The organism is Mesorhizobium sp. M0174 (assembly GCF_040322275.1).
Lineage (GTDB): Bacteria > Pseudomonadota > Alphaproteobacteria > Rhizobiales > Rhizobiaceae > Mesorhizobium.
On sequence record NZ_JAMYTB010000014.1, the window covers coordinates 22,568 to 42,476 of the forward strand.

The following is a 19,909-nucleotide window of genomic DNA, read 5'->3' on the forward strand; positions in this document are numbered from 1 at the left end:
ATTGCCGAGATCACGCCGATCCAGAACACAATCGGCAGCTCGAGGTAATAGCCGAGAAGCCTAGTACCGGGCCAGCCGCGACAAACGGCAGCATGATCGCCGCGACTCCATGTCCCTTGTGGGTGCGGCCACCCGGTGTTGCCAAACGCCGCCTCATCCAACCTCACATTGCTGCCAGATCCATACAGGTGAGAGTAAAACGAAATCCAATTTTTGGATAATATGAAATTCGGAACCGCAACGATGCCCAGGGATGCGGCGATTTCTGACACGGACTTCTGTTGCTGATACCCAACGACTGCTTCACCGGCCTTTGCTCGCGCCGTGGGCTTCCGCCCTTTGTATTTCTTGTCTGCCCTCGCCTTCGCGATGCCTTCTGTCGCTCTTTTATTAGGCCCCGCTCGAACTCCGCGAGAGCAGCGAACATGTTCAGCATCAGCCGACCGTACGCCCCGGTCGTGTCCAGCACCTCCTTGCCGAACTGTAAGACCTTCAGACCTACACCACGTCCATGCAGGCCATCGACAATATCACCAAGGGTCCGCGTATTACGCGCCAAGCGATCGATCTTGGTGACCATCAGCGTATCGCCAGTGCGCAGGAACTTGAGCATACGATCGAGTTCCTGCCGATCCCCAGGGCTGATACCTGCTCTGAAAAGACCTCCTCGCAACCCAGCGGCTTTGAGGTCACGTATTTGGGCCTCCAGTTCCGCGACCTGCTCTTCTGTTGAAGTTCGTGCGTAGCGGACCTGCATCCCGCTCTCCAATGTCCAATAGCCTCTCCGATGAACGAGCGGCGAGTCTCAGGATCATCGCAGGCTTGCCGACAACTATTCCTGCTGGAATTGACAGGGCCAATCTTCAGGCCTCGTCAAGCCAGAAGGCAACTCGGTCCGGGCGTCTCCGCAAGCCATGTTGAGCTGCCACTGGGACAGACCCGCCGAATTGGAAAGATCGACGCCCTCGATACGGGTCAGCAAGAAAAAGGCGCGGTCAAAGTCTATCGGCGCGGTGAACGTCGCTCCTCGGAAGTCCGCCCGTGCGAGATTGGCAAACGAGAAGCGGCTGCCGCTGATATCGGCGTCATGGAACTGCGCACGCCCCAATTCTGCCTTTGTGAAATCAACATTGGTCAGATTGGCGCCCTGGAAATTCGAGCGCTGCATTTCCGCGCTCGCAAACACAGCGCCCTGCGCGTCCATACGGCTGAAGTCGGTCCTGTAGGCCTCGATTCTGTCGAACCGGGCGCCTTTGGCGGTCGAGTCGGCCAGGGAAGCACGCACAAGCGTTGCCTTCTCAAGATTTGCGGCAACGAGATTGCTGTTCCTGAGGTCGGTCGAAGTGAAATCAACACCGAACAGGTTCGCCCCGCTCAGGTCCTGTCCTTCTAGGATGAGAAGCTTTTTGTCACAGTCCTGCCAATTGACGCCAGGCGTCGCGGCTGCGTCGCAATTTTGAGCGGCAGTGGCGTTCTGCCAAGCAAACACAGTGCAAACCGCTAGAACCAAGCCGGATGGGCCGTAAGCTCTGGTTCGTCTCAAAGTCATTGTTGCTGGACCTCTACCACTCGCCGACAATCAACGTTACCACATCTGCTGACACTCGAAAGCGACTGCGTTTTGGCTGAGCGATCAGCTACATCGTACAAACGCGCCAATGCTTTTAAGCAGCGGCTGTTGGCCGCCGACCCAGAACCAATGATCGTTACCGGCGACCTCAATGAACTTCGCGCCTGGGATGTTGGCCGCGAGGAAGCGCCCGGCTTCGATGCGAACGGCGCGGTCGCCGGAACGATGCAGAACCATCGTCCTTACCGAAACTTTGCAAGGAGATGACGGACATCGGCATCACGCAGCGCTTCCAGTAGGCCCGCGACCGCGCCGGGACTGGAGGCTGCCCTCAGCAACCCAGCCCACCAGATCTGGGCCTGGCGGTCTGCGGCCAGGCTCGAGCCGAAAGTTTCGATTTCCGCCGGGCCACCCCAGCTGGCGAGCAGCCGTTGCTTCCACAGATCGTATTGCGCGGCGGTCAGGGCGAACGGATAGTCGGGCCCGCGGCTGCCTTTCGCAAGGCGCCCTCCGCCTCCAGCCCGTCATCCATTGGGTCAGATCAGACCGTATTGGCGAGCCTTGTTGCGCAGGAATGGCAAGCCATTGCCCATCACTTCGGCCTCGTCCTTCGCGACTGGCCGCCAGACCGAGAGGCCGTAGGAGACTTCCGGCGGCATGTTGATGAAGCTTTCCATGGCAAGTCCGCCCTTGAAGCCGATCGCCGCGAGCGTTGCGTAGATCTCGTCCCAGGGGCAGTTGCCGGTGCCCGGGGTGCCGCGATCGCTCTCTGACAAGTGAATATACTTCAGGTGATCGCGAGCGGCCAGAATACCATTGGCGGCCCCTTTCTCCTCGATGTTCATGTGGTAGGTGTCGAGATGAACAAAGATGTTGTCGGCGCCGACTTTCTCGAGCATCCAGACGGCCTGCGCGCCAGTATTTATAAGGTGGTTCTCGTAGCGATTCACCGCCTCGATTCCGAGCTCTATGCCCCGGATCTTGGCGTGCTTGGCGGCGACCGTCAGCACATGCGCGATGTTGTCGTATTCCTTTTCGGTGGGGGGCAGGCCGGTGCGTTCGCCAATACCGCCGAAAATCACGCCGGAAAGCGCCAGCGCGCCCATCTCTGCAGTCTTGTCGATCGCCACTTCGAGATGTTCGATAGCGGCATCCGGCCGCACCGAGGCCCAGGCCCGCTCCGGCAGGCCAAGCGAACAAACAGCTGGAAGATTGTGCTTTTCGAGCAAGGCGCGCGTATGCGCGGCATCGACCGCCGGCGCGTTCAGTAGCGCGATCTCGATAAAGTCCATGCCGTATTTGACAGAAGCGGCGATCGCCTTCGCTGCGCCGGCCCGATCCCAGTTCATCGTCCACATCGAGGTGTGGACCCCAAAACCATGCATCTAACTCACCCTTTGTTTGTGTTCAGGAACTTTAGGCGCCCGGCAAGCCAGCGCAGGATCATCACCGTGATCATCAAAATGCCCCAGACCGCCGTCGCCAGATGCTGGTTGGCGCCCATCAGATTGAGTCCCGAGGACAGTAACTGGAGCACCACGAGCGCGACGAAGACAGGGATCACGCGACCGAAGCCGCCGAATGGATTGACCCCGCCAAGAAAGCAGGCAAGCACAGTGATCAGCAGGTAGGACTCGCCGTGTCCGACACGCACCGAATTGAAGCGGGCCAGCATGATGATGCCGGCGACCGCACACATCGCACCGGACAATGTGTAGACCAGAACCTGCACCTTGCGCGTATTGATGCCGGAGTAGCGCGTGGCCTCGATGTTGGAGCCGATCATATAGGTGTTGAAGCCCAGCTTCATGCGCGTCAGCAGGAGGTGCCAGATCAGCACACACGCGATGAATATGAGCAACGGAACCGGGATCCCAAGAATCGAACCGTAGCCGATCGGCGCCAGGAAGCTGGGAAAGCCGGACACGTCGCCGCCGTGGGTCAGGAACTCACCAAGACCGCGCAGGAAAATCATCATCGACAGCGAGACCAGGATCGGGTGAGCCTTGGTGTAGGCGATGACGAGCCCCATGATCAGTCCACTAAGTGCTCCGACCGCAATGGCAAGGATCGAGCCAAGGACAAAGGCACCGATGCCCGCGTCGACGCCGCCCTGGCTTTGAAGGATCCAAGCGAGCGTCAGCCCGGCGATGTTGGCCGTGAAGGTGATGGCCAGGTTCAGGCCGCCGGTCAGGATCGGGAGCAGCATGGCGAGTGTGAGCAGGCCGAGCTCCGGCAGTTGGTAGGCGACGGAGCCAAAAGTAGCCCGGGAAAGGAAGTTCGGTGCGGCAATGCCGAACACGATCATGACTACCGCAAACGCGGCAAGCGGACCTGCCAATTCGGGGCCGAGCAAGTTGCGGACGCGTTCAATCACAACCGTCATGAAGGCATCCGCCGGCTTTTCAGGAACGGCAGCAGCCGTTCAATGCTGGTGTTCGAAAGGGTAATGGCGGCCAGGATGATGGTGCCGACGATCATCTTGAACGCGAAAGGCGACACGCCCATCAAATTAAGTCCGTTTTGGGTGATCGAGACCAACAGAACGCCAAGGATGCAGCCGAGCACGCTGCCTTTGCCGCCGCCAAGCCGTGCACCGCCAAGGACCACGGCTGCCAGGACGTCGAGTTCGCGCCCATATAGGGCGTTGGGCACCACTTCCTGCGCGTAATGCGCTTGGACGAGACCGGCGATGCCCGCCATCAGGCCAAGCCAGCCGAACGCGATAAATTGCATGGCCCCAACATTGATGCCGAAGCGGCGCGCGCCTTCCGGATTGTCGCCGAAAGCGTAGAGCTGGCGACCAGTGGTCGTGCGCGTGATCAACGCCCAGGTAGCGAATACGCAGATCGCCATAATGAGCACGGGTAGGGTGATCTCCGCCCACGTGCCGTCAGCCATCTCGCGCTCGAACAGGACCACGCGGGCGGTGAGCCAGTCCGGCAGATTGTAGATTGAAACGCCGCCTGTGAAGAACATCAGCAAGCCGAAGAAAATGTTGAAGGTCGAAATCGTGGCGACGATCGAGATGATCCTGAACCTGTGGATCAGGAAAGCATTGATGCAGCCCAACGCGATGCCCAATGCGCCAGCGATGGTGAGGCCGACAATCCAATTCCCGCCGCCTATCCAGCCAAGGACGATTGCCGTCAGATATTGCACGACGGAGGCAGCAACCGCGAAGGAGATGTCAATGCCGCCGGCAATCAGCACGACGAGCAGACCGACGGCGAAGATGATGTTGACCGAGCTTGTGTTCAGGAGGTCAAACGCATTGCCGAGGGTGAAGAACCGGTCTGTCGCAAACGACAGGAAGGCGCAGATGACCGCGATCACGGCGAGCAAAGCCAGCTCCGTTGCGTGAGAGCGGACAAACCTACGCATAGACCGCCGCTTCGATCGCCTGTAGGGACGTGACGCCGGGAACATATTCGCCGACAATGCGCCCCTGAGCCATATGCAGCACACGGTCCGCGTTGAAATAGACTTCAGGGACCTCGTCCGAGATCAGGATAATCGACAGGCCGCTGTCGGCCAGCTTGGAAACGATATCGAATATGCCGGCACGCGCGCCAACATCAACACCGACCGTCGGTCCGTCGAGGATCAGCAGTTTCGGTTCAGTCGCCAGCCATTTTGCAATGGCGACACGTTGCTGATTTCCCCCCGACAGGGTCGAGACCGCGTCTTCCTGCTTTCCGATCCTGACGCCGAGATCCCTTATCCAACTAGTGACTAGGGATCGTTTGCGATCGCTCGAAATGAAACCGCCAGAGAGAATCTTGTCCAGCGAGGCAATGACCAAGTTGTCGGCAATTGCCTGGGGTTGAATGAGACCTAGCGACAGCCGATCTTCCGAAAGATAGGCGACACCGGCGGCGATCGCGTCACGGTTGGAACCGAAGCGGACCGGTTTGCCATCCAGCACAACAGAGCCGGACCTCGGCTTGCGCATGCCGAACAAGGTCAACGCCAGCTCGGTGCGCCCTGCCCCAAGCAGCCCGGTGACGCCGAGCGTCTCGCCGCGCCGGACCGTCAATGACACATCCTCGAATTCGCCTTGCCGCGACAGCCCCTTAACCTCAAGCATAACCGGGCTCGTGCTCAAATCGCGATGCAGGACGGAATAGTCGAAGGTCTTACCGGTCATCAGCTCTGTGATGCGCGATTGGGTCAGACCTTTGGTCGGATAGACACCAACCAAGGCGCCGTCGCGCAGCACCGTCACACGGCTGGAGATTTCGAGAACCTCCGCCAGGCGATGACTGACGAACACTACGGCAACGCCCGACGCCGACAGATTGCGCACAATGTCCAGCAGATAGTCGGTTTCAGATTGAGTGAGCGAGGCCGTCGGCTCATCCATGAAGACAAGCTTCGCTTCACCGACGAGCGCGCGCGCAATAGCCACGATCTGCCGCTGTGCGATGGGAAAATGGTGTAGGGCGAGATCGACATCGAGGGTAATACCAAGACGTTGCAAGGCGTTGGTCGCGACACGGCGCATTTCGGCATAGTTCACCAGCCGCGGCCAGCGGCCGATGACAGTCTGGAACGCGATGTTCTCGGCGACAGTCATCTCGGGAAAAAGGGCGAGGTCCTGCCAGATGACCTGAATCCCGCCGGCCTGCGCCGCTACCGGCGACATTTGGGAGTAGCTCTGGCCGTCATAGTCGATCACGGCGCCCGCCTCGGGCTTGTAAACGCCGGTGATGACCTTGATCAGCGTGCTCTTGCCGGAGCCGTTCTCGCCGGCCAGGCAATGCACCTCGCCCGGCAGCACTTCAAAGCTGACATTCTTCAGCGCCTTCACGCCGCCGAACGTCATGTTGACGTTGCGGAGTGACAGCAACGGCCGTGATGCGGCGCCATCGAGTGCCCGATCAGCCATCGAGTTGAACCCTGGATCCAATCGCGTTGACACATCCTCAGCCGGGCAGGCTCGAGGCCAGCCCGGCTGCCACAGCCTTGGGAGGCTTTACAGACCCATCGCCGCGAGGCCGTCGACAGTGTCCTTGTTGATCGGGACCAGCTGATCGACGATGATGTTATGGTTTTCGAAGTCGGGCTTGACTGTCCCTAGCCCTTCGATCGTATCGCCATCCTTGACTTCTTTGCCCTTCATGAGTTGGTCGGCCAGCGTGACGAAGACCTCACCCGCCTGCTTTGGATTCCACATGAAGCCGCCTGAGATCGCATCGCTCTTGATGAGCTTCTGGCCCTGCCCCGGCGAGAATGGACCGAGCACGAATATCTGGCCCACCTTCCGGCGCTCTTCGATTGCACGGCCAGCGCCAATCGGGCCTTGGCTGCCGAAGGCAAGGAAGCCTTTCAAGCCGGGATTGGCGGAAATCAGGTCAAGTGCAGTGCTGCGGCTCTTGTCCACATCCTCGGCGACGCCATAACGATCGCCGACCAGCTTCATGTCCGGATGGTTCTTCTTCAGATACGCGATTGCCGCATCGGCCCAGGCATTGTGCAGCGGCACTGTCAGTGAACCAACGAAGACTGCATATTCACCTTTGCCGCCCATCTTGTCCGCCAAGAGCTTCGCATGAGCCTCACCGAAGCCGGTCGCGGACGCGAGTTCGAAATCCCAGTCGGCGCCCTTCTGGCCGGGCGATTCATGCGTGATGACGATGATGCCGGCGTCCTTCGCCTTCTGCAGGACAGGTTCAAGCACCTTCGCGTCATTCGGCACGACACCTATGACCTTGACGCCCTGTGCGATCAGATCCTCGATGGCGCGAACTTGCAGTGCCGGATCGGCACTGGTCGGGCCAACCATGAATGCGTCGACGCCGAGCTTCTGGCCGCGCTCCTTGATGCCCGCCTCCATTGCGTTGAACCAGGGAATGCCGCCGATCTTGACGACGACGCCGACCTTGCCGGCCTGCTGAGCCATGGCAGCGATTGAGCCGCCAAGCACAAGGGTCGCGGCGAGCGCCGCGATCATCAACTTTTTCATCTGAACTCCTCCCATAACGTTCCCCTTGGGAACATACCTCCGCCACCGATTTGCGCTTGCACAATCGATGGTGCAAAGACTATCTTGCATCAGGGTGCGCTCGTCAAGGGAGATATTGCTCCAACCGAATATTGCTCTAAAGAGACCTCCGGAGGCCAGATGGATCAGCAGGTCAAGAAGAAGGCGACGATCTATGATCTGTCCGTGCTATCGGGCAGTTCGCCGTCGACCGTGAGCGCAGTGCTGAATGGCACTTGGCGCAAGCGCCGCATTAAGGAAAGTACGGCGGAAACAATTCTCAGCCTCGCCGAACGCCACCAGTACACCACCAATCTGCAGGCGCGAGGCTTGCGACGGTCGCGATCTGGCCTCGTCGGCCTGATGCTGCCCATCCACGACAATCGCTACTTCTCCTCAATGGCGCAGACATTTGAGGGACATGTGCGCAGCCGCGGTCAATGCCCGGTCGTGGTCAGTGCCAGCCGCGACCCGGAAGAGGAACGCCGGACCGCGGAGACGCTGATTTCCTACTCAATCGACCAGCTCTTCATCGTCGGCGCCACCGATCCCGACGGCGTGCACGAGGTCTGCGAGGCGGCGGGACTGAGGCATGTCAACATCGACCTGCCGGGAGCAAAGGCGCATTCGGTGATCAGCGACAACTATGAGGGTGCGCGGATGCTGACGGAGGCAATCATCCGCCAGTTCGGCAATGATGACCCCCTGCGACCGGACGAGCTGTTTCTGTTTGGTGGCCGCAACGACCACGCAAGCCGCGAGCGCATCGCCGCCTTCCATGCGACCAAAAAGGCACTGTTGGGCGCCGACCCTGATGACGGAGTACAGTCTTCCGGCTATTCGCCCGACATAACATTGCGTGCCTTCGAGGCATTTTGCCAACGCCATGGCAAGTTGCCCCGCGCATTGTTCATCAATTCGTCGATCAATATGGAGGGTCTGCTGCGTTTCATGGCGGGCCGGCCGGCGGAGATGTTTAGCGAGCTTGTCGTCGGTTGCTACGACTATGACCCCTTCGCCTCTTTCCTGCCTTTCCCCGTAATCATGGTGCGGCAGAATTTTGAGGCGATGATTGCGAAGGCGTTCGAACTGATCAATGAACCTCCCACGGCCCCGCAGATTTTCCTGATTGCGCCGGAGTTGATCCAGCCCAGGTCTGCCCTGAAAGGGCCGCTGGACACGTTGAAGGATATGGCGTGAAGCGCCCCAAGAACCGGTCTTTGCACAGCTCTCTTCATCCAGGCATCAACGCCTGGCACATGTAGCGTCTTTATGGAAGTCAGCGGCGGCAGCGGAACAGTGGCGCGCAGGGAAGTTCGGCGCTCGCAGCAAACCTTTCCATTGCTGCTGGATCAGTTGCTCCGATCGGCTCGCGTCCTTGCTCTGGATACGCAAGCTCGCCGGACTCGTTATCTGTTGAGTAGCCTCAGGAGAAAGTTGAGAATGAAACCTGGCGTCGTCTCGGCGCCCTTCGGTTGCGCGCGGCCGGGCGGTGAAGGCCGGCGACGTGCTGCTGTCGAAGCGATGATGCCAAAAGCGACGGCACCATAGCCGAGGTGCTGGCCGGCGACTGGCTCGATGCCACGGATCCGCTGATCGCATTCGGGTGAATGGCAACTCGACCAAAGGGCCCGTTTTATTGCCGCGACTTGCGGACGTCGTGCGGTGTGCAATGGAGGCGGCAACGAAAACATGCGGGCCCATCGCAAGACTGAGTGCGGCCACGCCGTCGAAGCCCTTTTGGTCGAACCGGATGCGGATGTGGCAATGCCGGTGACTTTTTAGACAGCGACGGGATGTTTCCTGTTCAGTCGTTCCTGCTGCGGCGTCTGGGCGTAGAGTTCCCGGTAGCATTTGGAAAAATGCGACGCCGAAACGAAGCCGCACGCGATGGCCACTTCGACTATGGGCAAGGCTGACTGGATCAGCAAATGCCGCGCGCGCTCAAGGCGGATATCCAAATAATAGCGGGCCGGGGAGCGACCCATTTCGAGATGGAACAGACGCTCGATCTGCCGTCGCGAGAGCCCGACATGGTCGGCAATATCACCAATCGATATCGGTTCGGACGGATTGGCGTCCATGAGTTCTATGATCGTCAGCACCTTGGAGTTCTGAACGCCAAGCCGTGCTCGCAGAGGAAGTCGCTGGCGATCGCTCGGGCTGCGTACTCGATCGGTCAGCACCTGCTCACATACGTGCCTGACCAGAGTGTCGTCGAAATCATCGCCGATCAGCTTCAACATCATGTCGAGAGCAGCAGTCCCGCCGGCGCATGTATAGATGTTCTGGTCGACCTCAAAAAGGTCGGCAAAAACGTTGGCGTTCGGAAACGCCTCGGCGAAGCCAGGCAGGTTTTCCCAATGGATGGCGCAGCGTTTGCCAGAGAGCAACCCGGCAGCCGCGAGCACATGCGCACCGGTGCAGAGCCCGCCGATCGCAACACCGCGATTATGTTCCTCGCGCAACCAGGCAAAGGCCGACTTGTTTGAATAGCGATCGATGTTGATGCCGGTGCAGACGATGACCATCGATGCCCTATCTGGGCCAGCCATCTTACGCCGCTCGTCCTCCAACGACGTGTTCACCGAGCACAACACGTTGTTCGAAGCGGGTACAGGCTGCCCGTCGATACTGGCGAGCCGCCATTTGTAGGCTTCGTAACCGAGCATCCGGTTGGCGATGCGGATAGGCTCCAGCGCCGTCGCAAAAGCGACCATGGTGAAATCCGGCACAAGGAAGAAGACGAGGGAACGCTTGATGCGATGTTCGGCTATATTCATTGGGCTAACGTTGGTGTTGCGAACAGGATGTCGCGATTGCGTTGTCTACGCCAGACGCGGCAACAACGGTACTTCATTCCACATGGTGATGAGATTCCGTCGCAGCATGCAATTTATCATATTTTCCTTCCCAAGAGCATGAGAACGGTGGGGCGGCCAGGCAGGTTCCTGGGGCCAAAATGACGTTGCGGCTCATGCGCATGGGCTCGCCTGCGGCCCGCGAGCACCTGGCAGCCCGGCCACCCGAGTCCCCCTTGTGCAACAGCGCCTGACCGGCCCCCCGCCAATTCGCGCGGCGGAGGCTGGGAAAGTTCGGCGCACGCAACAAACCCGTCCCCTCATAGTTTTGCTGCCAGATCGGATAGCTTCGATCGGCCTGCGTCGTTCTTTTTTCGCCGGCGACGCGGGCTCGGCGTCCTGGCTATGGGTTAAGCAGCCACAGAACAAACGAGACACCACGCTAAGCAGAATCCGGTGCCGATCGGATCGTAGAACGTGAAGTTCTTACGTTCGATCACCATCACCAGGCAATCTGCCCAGACCGACCCTCGACAACCAGGGCGACAAAGGCCTCGTGCAAGTATGATCAAATCAACGACAATCGGCGTTCGCGACATAGCGACCGAAACGGATCGGGGAATTCTCGATTGTTCTTTCAGCGCAGGAGCGAGCCGCTACCTGAACGTTTGGACCGCCTGCTATGTTCATTTTTCCGGGCGATAGCGCTCCCATTTGGGACACGCGACGTTGTGGGAGCTGAGATCGGCGAGCAAATCAAGCCTATCCAGAGGAGCGGAGCATCCCCTCCTCTCTGGCAGCGGCCTCGAAGGCCATGCGGACCTCCTGAGGCGACACCCTGCCCTCAAACCCATCTATGCAGGACTGCAGCGCCAGCTTCCATTTAGGTCCCCTCTTAGGCCATTTCATGAGTTCCTCGGCAGCACCCTCGACGTGATTGACGCCGTAGGTGACCCCGGGTCGGTCGGTCTTCACAAATACTGGAGGGTTGAACCAATGAAGTGCCATAAGTCGGAATATAGCGCGGCTACCGCGTTGGCGGGAACTGACGGGAGTTCTCGGAATGTCCATCGAGGGTGTCGGCAGTTTCAGCAGCAATCAATATGCAAGATCTGAAGGTAAGTGTCGCCCTGGCCGTCTGGCTGGTGGTCGGTTTCGTCGTGGTGGCGATAAGGTTGATTGCTCAGCCGGAAGGTCTGCGGCAGCGGATGGTCATTCGCCCTGGGCGATGTTGTTCATGTGGGGGCGCAGGCGCCATGAGGCGGAGGTTGAGGACGAACAAGCGGGCACGCTCTGAGCTTTAACAGGCGCGGCGTAGCATCCCTCCTTCCTAGGCAGCAGCCATTTAGAGGGCAAAAAGTCCGTTCGCGCCCACGCAAAGCAGTGGGCACATATCAGCCAGAAAAAATTGGCCCGATCTCGCGTAGCAGTGCAACGCGGGCGAACTGCCCCTCCTGTATCAACAGGAGGATTTCGTATCGAGCGAAATGCTCGCTAGAATTTCCTGGAGATCGGCGGTCATGTTCAGGCTCATCTCGGCAGGGAGCGGGCAACAAGCCGAAGGCGCTCATAAAGAACGGCCTCGTCGAACTCGCCGTCCGAGAAGAGTTCCATTGCGCTCACGCTCAGGCGCTCCGTCTCCATGCTACCAACGGAGATACCTGCCTCGGCGCAGACACGATCAAAGACCTGCTTTAACAAAGCCAGATCACCAGGATACGCAATGCCACTCATTGAGACAGGCCCATCGCAGCAGATACTTCGAAAATCGCCTCGGTTAGCTCTTCATCGGATGCGGCCAAATAAGGCGCAGCCCGCCTAATTTCCTTCACTGCCGCTTTGATCGAAACGGTGCCGTCATACTCGGCCCTGTTTAGAAGTGCAGCGATTGCTTGTTCTAGAACTGGAGTTACCCTTTGCACACTGCTCATCCAACCCTCCCCAACGATACGCCCCAGCGGAATAATAATCTATTCTTGGTTGGCTTCAATTGGACGTAAGAAACGTACGGTTGGTCATCGTTGCTTTGCCCTCAGTTCGGAATATTTCGCGCAAGAATATTGCGCATGCTCGTCTTGATGCGTCCCGCCGCGGTGTGGCTTAGAAGGGCTCTCGGATCTGCCCAGGGATTTGCACGTCGACGCGCCGGCCGAAGTGCCGAAGTCAAGGTGGACGTCCCCTCACTGACCATTCAGCATGCCGGTCGCGCTGATGATTCGTCGCTCGCGGGCCAGCGCCCCAGCCATGCTGGGCGTGCCAGCTTGTCAGCCGCTCGCTATCGAGATCGAGCGCGTCCCAGGCTGAGTCGATGGAAGCGAAGCTTGCCGGCTTGATATTTTCAACGAATGAGGTTTGTTGGCGGAATAACGAATTGTTTGCGTGATTTGGCAATAAACAGCCCATCCGTTTCAACGCGCGACATTAGACAAGAGGAAAACTCGATGACCGTTTCTCCAGACCAAAGCGACCAGGCTGATCTCGTATCAATTACCGCCGACATCGTTTCCGCCTACGTGTCGAACAATCCCCTGCCGGTCGGCGAGTTGTCGAAGCTGATCGGGGATACCTATGTTGCTTTGCAAGGGATCGGCACACCTGTGGCTCCAGCCGCAGTCAAGCTCGAGCCCGCGGTGTCCATCAAGAAATCAGTGACACCGGATTTCATCATCTGCCTGGAAGACGGGAAGAAATTCAAATCCCTGAAGCGTCATATCGGGACGCATTACAATCTGAGCCCTGACCAATACCGCCAAAAATGGAACCTTCCCTCAGATTATCCGATGGTGGCGCCAAACTACGCGGCCACCCGCTCGGCCCTGGCAAAATCAATAGGGCTGGGGCGCAAGACGGCAGCACCGGCAACAACTGCGGCGGAAAAACCAAAACGAGCTGCTCGCCCCGCGACGGCTGTTAAGTCGCCGGTAAAGAAGGCGCGCAAGGCACTCGTCAAAGCGTAGCGTGCTGCACGAAAAAGGAGGTCCTTGCGGTGTCGTACTTGAAAATGGCGAAGCCTACTGTTCCAGCATCGTTGAGCTTGATGGCCTGGACTTCAATGTCCGCCGCCCTGCTTCAGGGAGGCGTCGACCGGGATCAGAAAGTTTTCGCCGCCGAGCTGGAAACGGTGGCCGGAGAGTAGACGACGGCCAGCTCTGCCCCGTTCGCGGGCAAGATGGCTGCGGGACTGCGGGTGGTCTCGCCCGAGTAGACCCAAGTCGCCGCGCCGCACATGCAATGTCCAATCGCTCCCTTCCGGGCCATGTGTTCCGGCGCGTGCGGAAGGTGGCGGGCCAGCGGCCTAAGCCCGCTTCGTCGCGATCTTGGCAGATTTGATCTTCGGCGGCAAAGTTTCGACGAATGCCAGCGCAAGGTCGAGCCAGCCACGGAGATCCGCCTCGGTGGCCGTGCCCTCCGGCGCAACATGGACATAACCTTCCATCGAACGTCCGCCCATTTCCATCGGCCGCGCGTGCGGGCGGGCGGCAGCCGCCGCGTGCCCTTCCTTGCCGACGCGCACCAGGAGCCCGCGCTTCGAGGTGCCGATCAGCATGTTGCCGTTGAGCATAAAGCAGGTGCCGCCGAACATCTTTTGTTCGGTGACTTGGCGCGGGCCAAGGGCGGCGCGCAGACGCTCGACCATGGGGTCGGGTGCGATGCTGGTGACTGACTTTGCCATGCTCACCGCCCTCTGCGATTTGCGGGAGACAGGCAAGCACGGAAGCGGGTGGAGATTCAAGTGGAGTGGCGCGGCGTCCCCTTCCCCCAGCGGGGCGAAGTTGTTTCGCCTGACGGAAAAAGGGGGCGCTATCCCCTCTCCCCTGCAAGGAGAAAATCGGTCTCCGCGTCCTTCCTTCGCGCCGGCCTCGCCCGCGCTTCGTGCAGGATCGCCGCAGATCCGCTAGCATATCATGCGTCGCCCTTTCGGCTTCGCCTCGAGCGGGTGACCCCCTCCGATTTGTCTCCTTGCCCTCCGGGTCGCTACGTCCCGCCAATCAATCGACGGCAATTGAGAGCGACAACCGGCCGAGCTTTACAGAAAAAGGGAAGTCGGCGGCCCATCTTTTCAATGAGCATTGCCTGAACCCGCCGACCTGCGGATTGCCAGTGGCCCCGCGATTCGCAGCTTTGCCGGAACGGAAGCGTGCCGTCTAGGCGTGTATCCGTGATACCTGCGCCCTGCAGATACCCGTTGCATACCCCATTTTTTGGCCAAGTAGATTACTTCATGCCTGCGTTAAGCACCGCTGAGACGTGCGGATGCCTATGTATCGGCGCTCGCGGGCGCCGCTGGGCCCCCGAACACGATCACCCGCTAGCCGGCTCGCACCCGCTTGCTCGACGGCGGCCGCTTCGACCTCGACCGCCCGTGGAGTGTTCGCCCGGTTGCCTCCCGGCCGCAAGAATCAGCTCTTCGCCCGATTGCGCGCTGCTGCCCTGTTTGGGCAATGCAAGCTCAGTCCTGTGGTTCCGTGGCTGTCGCGCAGCACGAGACATGCTTCGCCTGCCACGAGACGCGTGTCCAGGGACACGACTACGTCTTTACCCGCTACGCGCCGTAACTCGGTTCCCGCGCAGAGAAACGCAGGGCGAACACGAGGGCGAGTTTGCGGCATCCCCGCCCCTCACCTGCGCTCGACGCGGTGAAGACCGCACCCCACAACGAAAGGATGTTCCAATGAAAAACTTGCTCGCAGGCCTCGCAATTATCGCGGCCACGTTCGGTAACGCACAAGCGCAGCCCGACAAGCCCACCATCGTTCTGGTTCACGGCGCCTTCGCTGACTCTTCGAGTTGGAACGGTGTCGTTGAGATTCTTGAAAAGGACGGCCTTTCCGTCGTAGCGGCAGCCAATCCGCTGCGAGGCGTCAGAAGCGACGGAGACTATGTCGCCGGCGTGCTTTCCTCGATAGAAAGCCTGGTCGTTCTCGTCGGCCCATCCTATGGCGGGTCGGTGATCGGCCGCGTCTCGTCCGCTGACAAGATCGCCGTGGCAAGAGAGGCCGGAGCAGACCATGTGATCGTAGACACCGAGGGGCGATTCGCCGAGGAAGTCGTTCGCCTGTCCGGTGAAGGCGTCCACGTCGTCTACGACGGTTCCGGCCCGAAGACCTTTCAGGCTTCGCTCGACTCCCTGCGCCGCTCCGGCACCTTCTGCTGGTACGGCCCGGTGCTGGGCGGTCCCGGACCGCTCAACATCGTGACCCTGCCGAAAAGCATCAAGATCGGCTACGCAAGGTTCTTCGATCATATCCACACGCCGGCACTGCTTCGCGCCCGCACCGGACAACTATTCGACTGGACCGCCAGCGGCGACCTGAAGATCCGGATCGGCGGCGTCTACCCGCTCGCCGAAGCAGCATGCGCACATGCCGATATGGAAAGCCGTGGCACGACGGGAAAGCTTCTGCTCGTCCCCTGAGCCATCCGGCCTTTCTCACAATACGGTTCTCGGGAGGCGTCAATAAGCAAAGTTTCCGAGATCACTCCGCCCATTGCCGCTCCTCGATTGCCTTCTCCGTCAAGCTGCCTCCGCTGCCCTGGCGCGAGAGCGGAGCAGAGATCGTCGAAATCGCTGATCATTCTGGCACTGGGTCTGGCTTTTGAGATCGGTCTCCAGGTCCGCGATAAAGTACTGATCGATCCAGAACTGCTCCTGCGGAGTTTGGCGATCCGTGATAGTCATATATGTAAATTCCAAAAGGTCCGACAGACCGGCGGCCGCGCAACCTGTGATTTCGGCGACCTGGTGAAGTACCGGCGTTACTTGCCGGGGCGGCAATCGCATGGGACTGCGCGGGAGAGCGGGCCGGCTTGGTTCGTCGGCCATTGACGGGCTCAAGCGGCGTTAATCTTCATCTCTGCGCCGCGGACCATTTTTGTTACGGCGGCGAAGTCGAGCTTCCCTGAGCCCAGGACCGGCACTTTCGCAACGACGCGCACTTCGGCGGGCACCATCAGGTCCATGCCGCCATTAGCCTTGGCGAACATTAGGAAATCGGTGCGTGTGGCGTTAGCGGCCTCGGTGATGAGGATCAGCTTTTCACCCTTGCGTGCATCCGGCATGGTGGCGACCGCCGAAAGCGAGCCTTTCCACAATTCGCCCGCAAGCGCCTCGACTGCGGCCAGCGAGATCATTTCGCCGCCGATCTTTGCGAAGCGCTTGGCGCGGCCAAGAATGGTGATGAAGCCGACGTCGTCGATGCCGACGACGTCGCCCGTATCATGCCAGCCGTCTTCGAGCGGCTCGATCACGCCCGGGTTCTCGGCGCGCAGATAGCCTGCCATGACGTTAGGCCCGCGCACGAAAAGCCGTCCGCCATCCTCGACGCCGGGGACCGGATCCAGGCGATATTCCATACCCGGCATGATTTTGCCGACGCTGCCGGAGCGGTTGTACATCGGGGTGTTGATGGAGATCACCGGCGCGGTCTCGGTCACGCCGTAGCCTTCGAGGATGCGCAGGCCAAACTTTTCCATATACGTCGCGCGCGTCGAAGCCTTGACCGGTTCCGCGCCGGCAAAGCAGTAGCGCACTGAGCGGAAGTCGTAAGGGTGCGCGGTGCGGGCATAGCCGGCAAGGAACGTATCGGTGCCGAAGATGATCGTTGCGTTTGAGGCGTAAACAAGCTCCGGCACGATCCGGTAGTGCAACGGCGAGGGATAGAAATAGATCGGCACGCCCGAGATGAGCGGCAGCACCGTGCCCGCCGTCATGCCGAAAGAATGGAAGATCGGCAGCACATTGAAGACCTTGTCGCCCGAATGGAAGTCGATCCGCGAAGCAGCTTGCGCGGCATTGGCCAGGATGTTGCGGTGGGTGAGCACCACGCCCTTGGGCGTGCCTTCGGACCCCGAGGTGAAGAGGATCACCGCTGGGTCTTCGGGCTTGCGGGCCACCCGGGGGGTATTCTTGCGCAAAAGGCCGAGCAGCTTGTCCTTGAGGCCAATTGTGGCCCGCAGATCATCGAGCCAGACGATGTCGACCGAGCGGCCGAGCTCCTCGACCACGGCGCCGAGTTTTGCTTGTTCCACAAAGGTGCGGGAGGTCAGCACGGTGCGCACCTCGGCGGCCTTGCAAGCGGAGAGGATGTTGGCCGCACCGGCAGTGAAGTTCATCATCGCCGGAACCTTGCCCGCCGACATGACGCCGAGCAGCGTCGCACAGGCGCCGTTGGCGTTGGGCAGCATAATGCCGAGCGTCTGCTGGCCGGCATAGAGGTGCTTGAATTTCTCGCCAAGCACGGCGGCGGCTGTCAGCAGCTTGCCGTAACTCAGCGAACCGGTGACCGGGTCCTGCACGGCGAGCTGCTTCATGCCGCGTTCGTTCGCCGTCTGAATGATCTTCTCCAGCACGGTCTTGTCAATGTCCTGGGTGCGGAAGACGAGATCCGACATGACCTGGTAAAGGGCAGCGCCCGCCGCGGCGCGCCGCTTGCGGCCCTTCAGATCCAGCGGTACTTCAAGCTTGACCGGCTCCAGAATGGTCACCTTGACCTTCGGGAACAGCTGGCGATGCACATGCAGCGAGGTCAGCCGCGAAAAATAGCTCTTCTCCAGCCCCTCGATGCGTACCGGCACGACCATCGAGCCGGTCTTGTCGGCCACCATGGCGGCACCGTCATAGACCTTCATGAGGCCGCCCGTCACTGTGATGCGGCCTTCCGGGAAGATGACGAGTGGATCGCCGCCTTGCACGATCTTGATAAGCGTGCGGGTCGACATCGGCTTGGCCGGATTGAGCGGCAGGGCGCGGGCAAGTTTCATAAACGGCTTCATCCACCAGGCTTGGGCGATGGTGTAGTCGATGGCAAACACCGGCTCCTCATCCGTCAGCGTCAGAGCCAGCGGACCGTCGAGGAAGCTGACATGATTGAGCGCCAGGATTGGTGCCGGGCCCGCCGCCTTGAGGTTCTCCAGCCCCTCCACCTCCAGACGATGGAAGGCTCGGAACAGGATGGAAACGAAGTCGCGGAAGGCATTTGTCGGCAGGTATCTCAGCATCAGCCAGGCGGCGACTACGTTGAGTGCGGCGAGGCCGAACAGGATCCCTCCAGTGGAGACGCCGGCTGCCTGAATCGCGGCGACGACTATGCCACCTAACGTCATGAAGCCTGCATTGACGATGCTCACGGCGGCGACGACGCGAGCGCGGCGCGTTTCGGGCGCCCAGGCTTGCACTGCGGCGAAGGTCGGCACCACAAGAAAGGCGCTGGCAATAGCCATTCCCGCAAGGTCGATCGCAACATGGACCGTGTTTGGCCGGGCGAAGAATGTTGCGAGCGTTTCGGCCCTGAGCGAGGGCTGCGTGCTCCAGATGGTCCAGGCCAGGTCCAAGCCGAACAGCGCCATCAACGCCGTGCCAACCGGGGCCGGCAAGAGCACGATGCGGCCCTGCGACATCCATGCGGCTATAGCAGAGCCAATGGCGATCGAGACGGCGAACACCGCGAGATAGGCGGTGACAGCGATCTCTCCGCCACCGAGCGAATCCTTCACCAACGTAGGCAGGATCGAAAGGACGATGGCCCCGATCAGCCAGAACCACGACGTCATCAGTCCGGCGCGCCAGATCCGCTTGTCGGCACGCAGGCCGTTCAGCTGTCGCCACGTCGAGCGAAAGATGTTTTTGTCGATGACTAGGCCGGGAGCCGCAAGACCGGTCGACGGGATGTAGCGGCTGACAAGCCAACAGGCGACGGCAAGGATCATCATGATCGGCCCGAACACCGAGACGCCTATGCCATCGGCCGAGACGACGCCTCCGGCGATAGTGCCGCCGAGGATGGCGGCGAAGGTTGCCGATTCGATCCAGGCATTGGCGCGAGGCAATTCCTTGCGCTCGAGATGATCCGGCAGGATGCCGTACTTGATCGGTCCGAACAGTGCCGAGATGACGCCGAACATGAGCAACGCGATCATCAGCACCGGGATCGACGCCAGCGCGATTCCAACGACAGCGACAGCCGCAGCGGCGATCTCGGCGAATTTCAGCCGACGGGCGATTAGGGCCTTGTCGAACCGGTCGGCGATCTCGCCACCAAGGGCGGACAAGAGCAGGAAGGGAGCCATGAATACCGCTCCCGCCAGCGTGACCAGTGATGCCGCCTTGTCGGCCGCCAGGGTGAACAGAATAAGGAACACCAGCGTGTTTTTGAGGAAATTGTCGTTGAAGGCGGACAGGAACTGCGTCCAGAAGAGAGGCGCAAAGCGCCGTGACCTCATCAAATGACTGTTCGTGTCGTCGTTCGAGGCGATTTCCATTGCGGCGGCTTCCTTTGGGCAAGACCGTTGAAGATCGAGGTCGTATCGATCAGCGGTCTTGCACGGTTTGAGCTTTTGTAGTGGCAACCCGGTTACACTTCGTTACTGCGGCTCCCACCCATCAGCCACTTTGGGTTTGGATCTTCCAGCCGGTTCATGAAGCGGCTTGCCTCTCCCGCGTCTCGCATTCTTGGCGATGGTGATCGAGGTATGCACGAGCCTGGTCGCGGCCATCGGAACCCCTTGGCGACAAAGCTTGCTCCATGAAATTGATGCCGCCCTCATTATCGGAGC

16 protein-coding genes and 2 pseudogenes are annotated in these 19,909 nt (G+C 60.1%); 4 read left to right on the forward strand and 14 right to left on the reverse strand.

Translation table 11 applies throughout. The annotated features are described in order from the left end of the window. Positions 1-163: 163 nt before the first annotated feature. The 8 genes and pseudogenes from NKJ13_RS22960 to NKJ13_RS22995 all read right to left on the reverse strand — a co-directional run bounded on the left by NKJ13_RS22960 (position 164) and on the right by NKJ13_RS22995 (position 7,538). On the reverse strand, positions 164-757 hold the full coding sequence (locus tag NKJ13_RS22960; protein ID WP_352778398.1) for a recombinase family protein: 594 nt from the start codon (positions 755-757) through the stop codon (positions 164-166). A gap of 75 nt (positions 758-832) precedes the next feature. After that, positions 833-1,549, reverse strand: a complete 717-nt coding sequence (locus NKJ13_RS22965) for a pentapeptide repeat-containing protein (RefSeq protein ID WP_352778400.1) — start codon at positions 1,547-1,549, stop codon at positions 833-835. A gap of 84 nt (positions 1,550-1,633) precedes the next feature. After that, positions 1,634-2,079: pseudogene (locus tag NKJ13_RS22970) on the reverse strand (alpha/beta fold hydrolase); the annotation flags it as partial. 27 nt (positions 2,080-2,106) lie between these two features. After that, entirely contained in the window at positions 2,107-2,955 is an 849-nt protein-coding gene (locus NKJ13_RS22975; RefSeq protein WP_352778403.1) for a sugar phosphate isomerase/epimerase family protein, read from the reverse strand. A 5-nt stretch (positions 2,956-2,960) separates the two neighbouring features. Then, a complete protein-coding gene (locus NKJ13_RS22980) occupies positions 2,961-3,956 on the reverse strand; it encodes an ABC transporter permease (protein ID WP_352778405.1) in 996 nt (331 codons plus the stop codon). Further along, the gene (locus tag NKJ13_RS22985) at positions 3,953-4,954 is read right to left on the reverse strand and encodes an ABC transporter permease (RefSeq protein ID WP_352778407.1); all 1,002 of its coding nucleotides are present in this window, start codon (positions 4,952-4,954) and stop codon (positions 3,953-3,955) included. The genes NKJ13_RS22980 and NKJ13_RS22985 overlap by 4 nt, the downstream gene beginning before the upstream one ends. Beyond that, positions 4,947-6,461 carry a sugar ABC transporter ATP-binding protein gene (locus tag NKJ13_RS22990; protein WP_352778409.1) on the reverse strand — a complete coding sequence of 505 codons (1,515 nt, stop codon included), beginning with the start codon at positions 6,459-6,461 and terminating at the stop codon, positions 4,947-4,949. The genes NKJ13_RS22985 and NKJ13_RS22990 overlap by 8 nt, the downstream gene beginning before the upstream one ends. Positions 6,462-6,548: 87 nt before the next feature. Further along, complete coding sequence (locus tag NKJ13_RS22995) at positions 6,549-7,538, reverse strand: autoinducer 2 ABC transporter substrate-binding protein (protein WP_352479380.1); 990 nt, start codon at positions 7,536-7,538, stop codon at positions 6,549-6,551. A gap of 159 nt (positions 7,539-7,697) precedes the next feature. Here NKJ13_RS22995 and NKJ13_RS23000 point away from each other — a divergent pair, with 159 nt between their 5' ends. Next, positions 7,698-8,756, forward strand: coding sequence for a LacI family DNA-binding transcriptional regulator (locus NKJ13_RS23000; RefSeq protein ID WP_352479381.1), 1,059 nt, complete (start codon positions 7,698-7,700; stop codon positions 8,754-8,756). A gap of 581 nt (positions 8,757-9,337) precedes the next feature. Here NKJ13_RS23000 and NKJ13_RS23005 read toward each other — a convergent pair. The 4 genes from NKJ13_RS23005 to NKJ13_RS23020 form a co-directional block, all read right to left on the reverse strand. Then, positions 9,338-10,339 (reverse strand): GlxA family transcriptional regulator, encoded by a 1,002-nt coding sequence (locus tag NKJ13_RS23005; RefSeq protein WP_352778411.1) that lies wholly within the window; start codon positions 10,337-10,339, stop codon positions 9,338-9,340. A gap of 780 nt (positions 10,340-11,119) precedes the next feature. After that, complete coding sequence (locus NKJ13_RS23010) at positions 11,120-11,428, reverse strand: DUF982 domain-containing protein (protein ID WP_352755858.1); 309 nt, start codon at positions 11,426-11,428, stop codon at positions 11,120-11,122. A gap of 459 nt (positions 11,429-11,887) precedes the next feature. Then, positions 11,888-12,091 (reverse strand): hypothetical protein, encoded by a 204-nt coding sequence (locus NKJ13_RS23015; RefSeq protein ID WP_352778412.1) that lies wholly within the window; start codon positions 12,089-12,091, stop codon positions 11,888-11,890. Continuing rightward, entirely contained in the window at positions 12,088-12,288 is a 201-nt protein-coding gene (locus NKJ13_RS23020) for a hypothetical protein (protein ID WP_352691573.1), read from the reverse strand. The genes NKJ13_RS23015 and NKJ13_RS23020 overlap by 4 nt, the downstream gene beginning before the upstream one ends. Positions 12,289-12,798: 510 nt before the next feature. On the opposite strand from NKJ13_RS23020, the gene NKJ13_RS23025 reads away from it, so the two are divergent. Further along, a complete protein-coding gene (locus tag NKJ13_RS23025) occupies positions 12,799-13,314 on the forward strand; it encodes a Ros/MucR family transcriptional regulator (protein ID WP_352479387.1) in 516 nt (171 codons plus the stop codon). 338 nt (positions 13,315-13,652) lie between these two features. Here NKJ13_RS23025 and NKJ13_RS23030 read toward each other — a convergent pair whose 3' ends face one another. Next, positions 13,653-14,030, reverse strand: a complete 378-nt coding sequence (locus NKJ13_RS23030) for a TfoX/Sxy family protein (protein WP_352648213.1) — start codon at positions 14,028-14,030, stop codon at positions 13,653-13,655. Between the two features lie 802 nt (positions 14,031-14,832). Here NKJ13_RS23030 and NKJ13_RS23035 point away from each other — a divergent pair. Together NKJ13_RS23035 and NKJ13_RS23040 are read left to right on the forward strand one after the other, a co-directional pair. Next, positions 14,833-14,913 (forward strand): annotated as a pseudogene (locus NKJ13_RS23035) (cytochrome P460 family protein); the annotation flags it as partial. A gap of 116 nt (positions 14,914-15,029) precedes the next feature. After that, a complete protein-coding gene (locus NKJ13_RS23040) occupies positions 15,030-15,773 on the forward strand; it encodes a zinc-binding dehydrogenase (RefSeq protein ID WP_352778414.1) in 744 nt (247 codons plus the stop codon). A 416-nt stretch (positions 15,774-16,189) separates the two neighbouring features. Here the strand turns inward: NKJ13_RS23040 and NKJ13_RS23045 are convergent, their stop codons facing one another. Beyond that, on the reverse strand, positions 16,190-19,615 hold the full coding sequence (locus NKJ13_RS23045; RefSeq protein WP_352751564.1) for an acyl-[ACP]--phospholipid O-acyltransferase: 3,426 nt from the start codon (positions 19,613-19,615) through the stop codon (positions 16,190-16,192). Positions 19,616-19,909: the final 294 nt, after the last annotated feature.

Coding starts and splice junctions, on each gene's coding strand:
- NKJ13_RS23030 (WP_352648213.1), bottom strand. CDS start 14,030: ATGGCAAAGTCAGTCACCAGCATCGCACCCGACCCCATGGTCGAGCGT.
- NKJ13_RS23010 (WP_352755858.1), bottom strand. CDS start 11,428: ATGGACATTCCGAGAACTCCCGTCAGTTCCCGCCAACGCGGTAGCCGC.
- NKJ13_RS23020 (WP_352691573.1), bottom strand. CDS start 12,288: ATGAGCAGTGTGCAAAGGGTAACTCCAGTTCTAGAACAAGCAATCGCT.
- NKJ13_RS22965 (WP_352778400.1), bottom strand. CDS start 1,549: ATGACTTTGAGACGAACCAGAGCTTACGGCCCATCCGGCTTGGTTCTA.
- NKJ13_RS22995 (WP_352479380.1), bottom strand. CDS start 7,538: ATGAAAAAGTTGATGATCGCGGCGCTCGCCGCGACCCTTGTGCTTGGC.
- NKJ13_RS22960 (WP_352778398.1), bottom strand. CDS start 757: ATGCAGGTCCGCTACGCACGAACTTCAACAGAAGAGCAGGTCGCGGAA.
- NKJ13_RS23005 (WP_352778411.1), bottom strand. CDS start 10,339: ATGAATATAGCCGAACATCGCATCAAGCGTTCCCTCGTCTTCTTCCTT.
- NKJ13_RS23015 (WP_352778412.1), bottom strand. CDS start 12,091: ATGAGTGGCATTGCGTATCCTGGTGATCTGGCTTTGTTAAAGCAGGTC.
- NKJ13_RS23025 (WP_352479387.1), top strand. CDS start 12,799: ATGACCGTTTCTCCAGACCAAAGCGACCAGGCTGATCTCGTATCAATT.
- NKJ13_RS23045 (WP_352751564.1), bottom strand. CDS start 19,615: ATGGAAATCGCCTCGAACGACGACACGAACAGTCATTTGATGAGGTCA.
- NKJ13_RS23000 (WP_352479381.1), top strand. CDS start 7,698: ATGGATCAGCAGGTCAAGAAGAAGGCGACGATCTATGATCTGTCCGTG.
- NKJ13_RS22985 (WP_352778407.1), bottom strand. CDS start 4,954: ATGCGTAGGTTTGTCCGCTCTCACGCAACGGAGCTGGCTTTGCTCGCC.
- NKJ13_RS22990 (WP_352778409.1), bottom strand. CDS start 6,461: ATGGCTGATCGGGCACTCGATGGCGCCGCATCACGGCCGTTGCTGTCA.
- NKJ13_RS22975 (WP_352778403.1), bottom strand. CDS start 2,955: ATGCATGGTTTTGGGGTCCACACCTCGATGTGGACGATGAACTGGGAT.
- NKJ13_RS22980 (WP_352778405.1), bottom strand. CDS start 3,956: ATGACGGTTGTGATTGAACGCGTCCGCAACTTGCTCGGCCCCGAATTG.
- NKJ13_RS23040 (WP_352778414.1), top strand. CDS start 15,030: ATGAAAAACTTGCTCGCAGGCCTCGCAATTATCGCGGCCACGTTCGGT.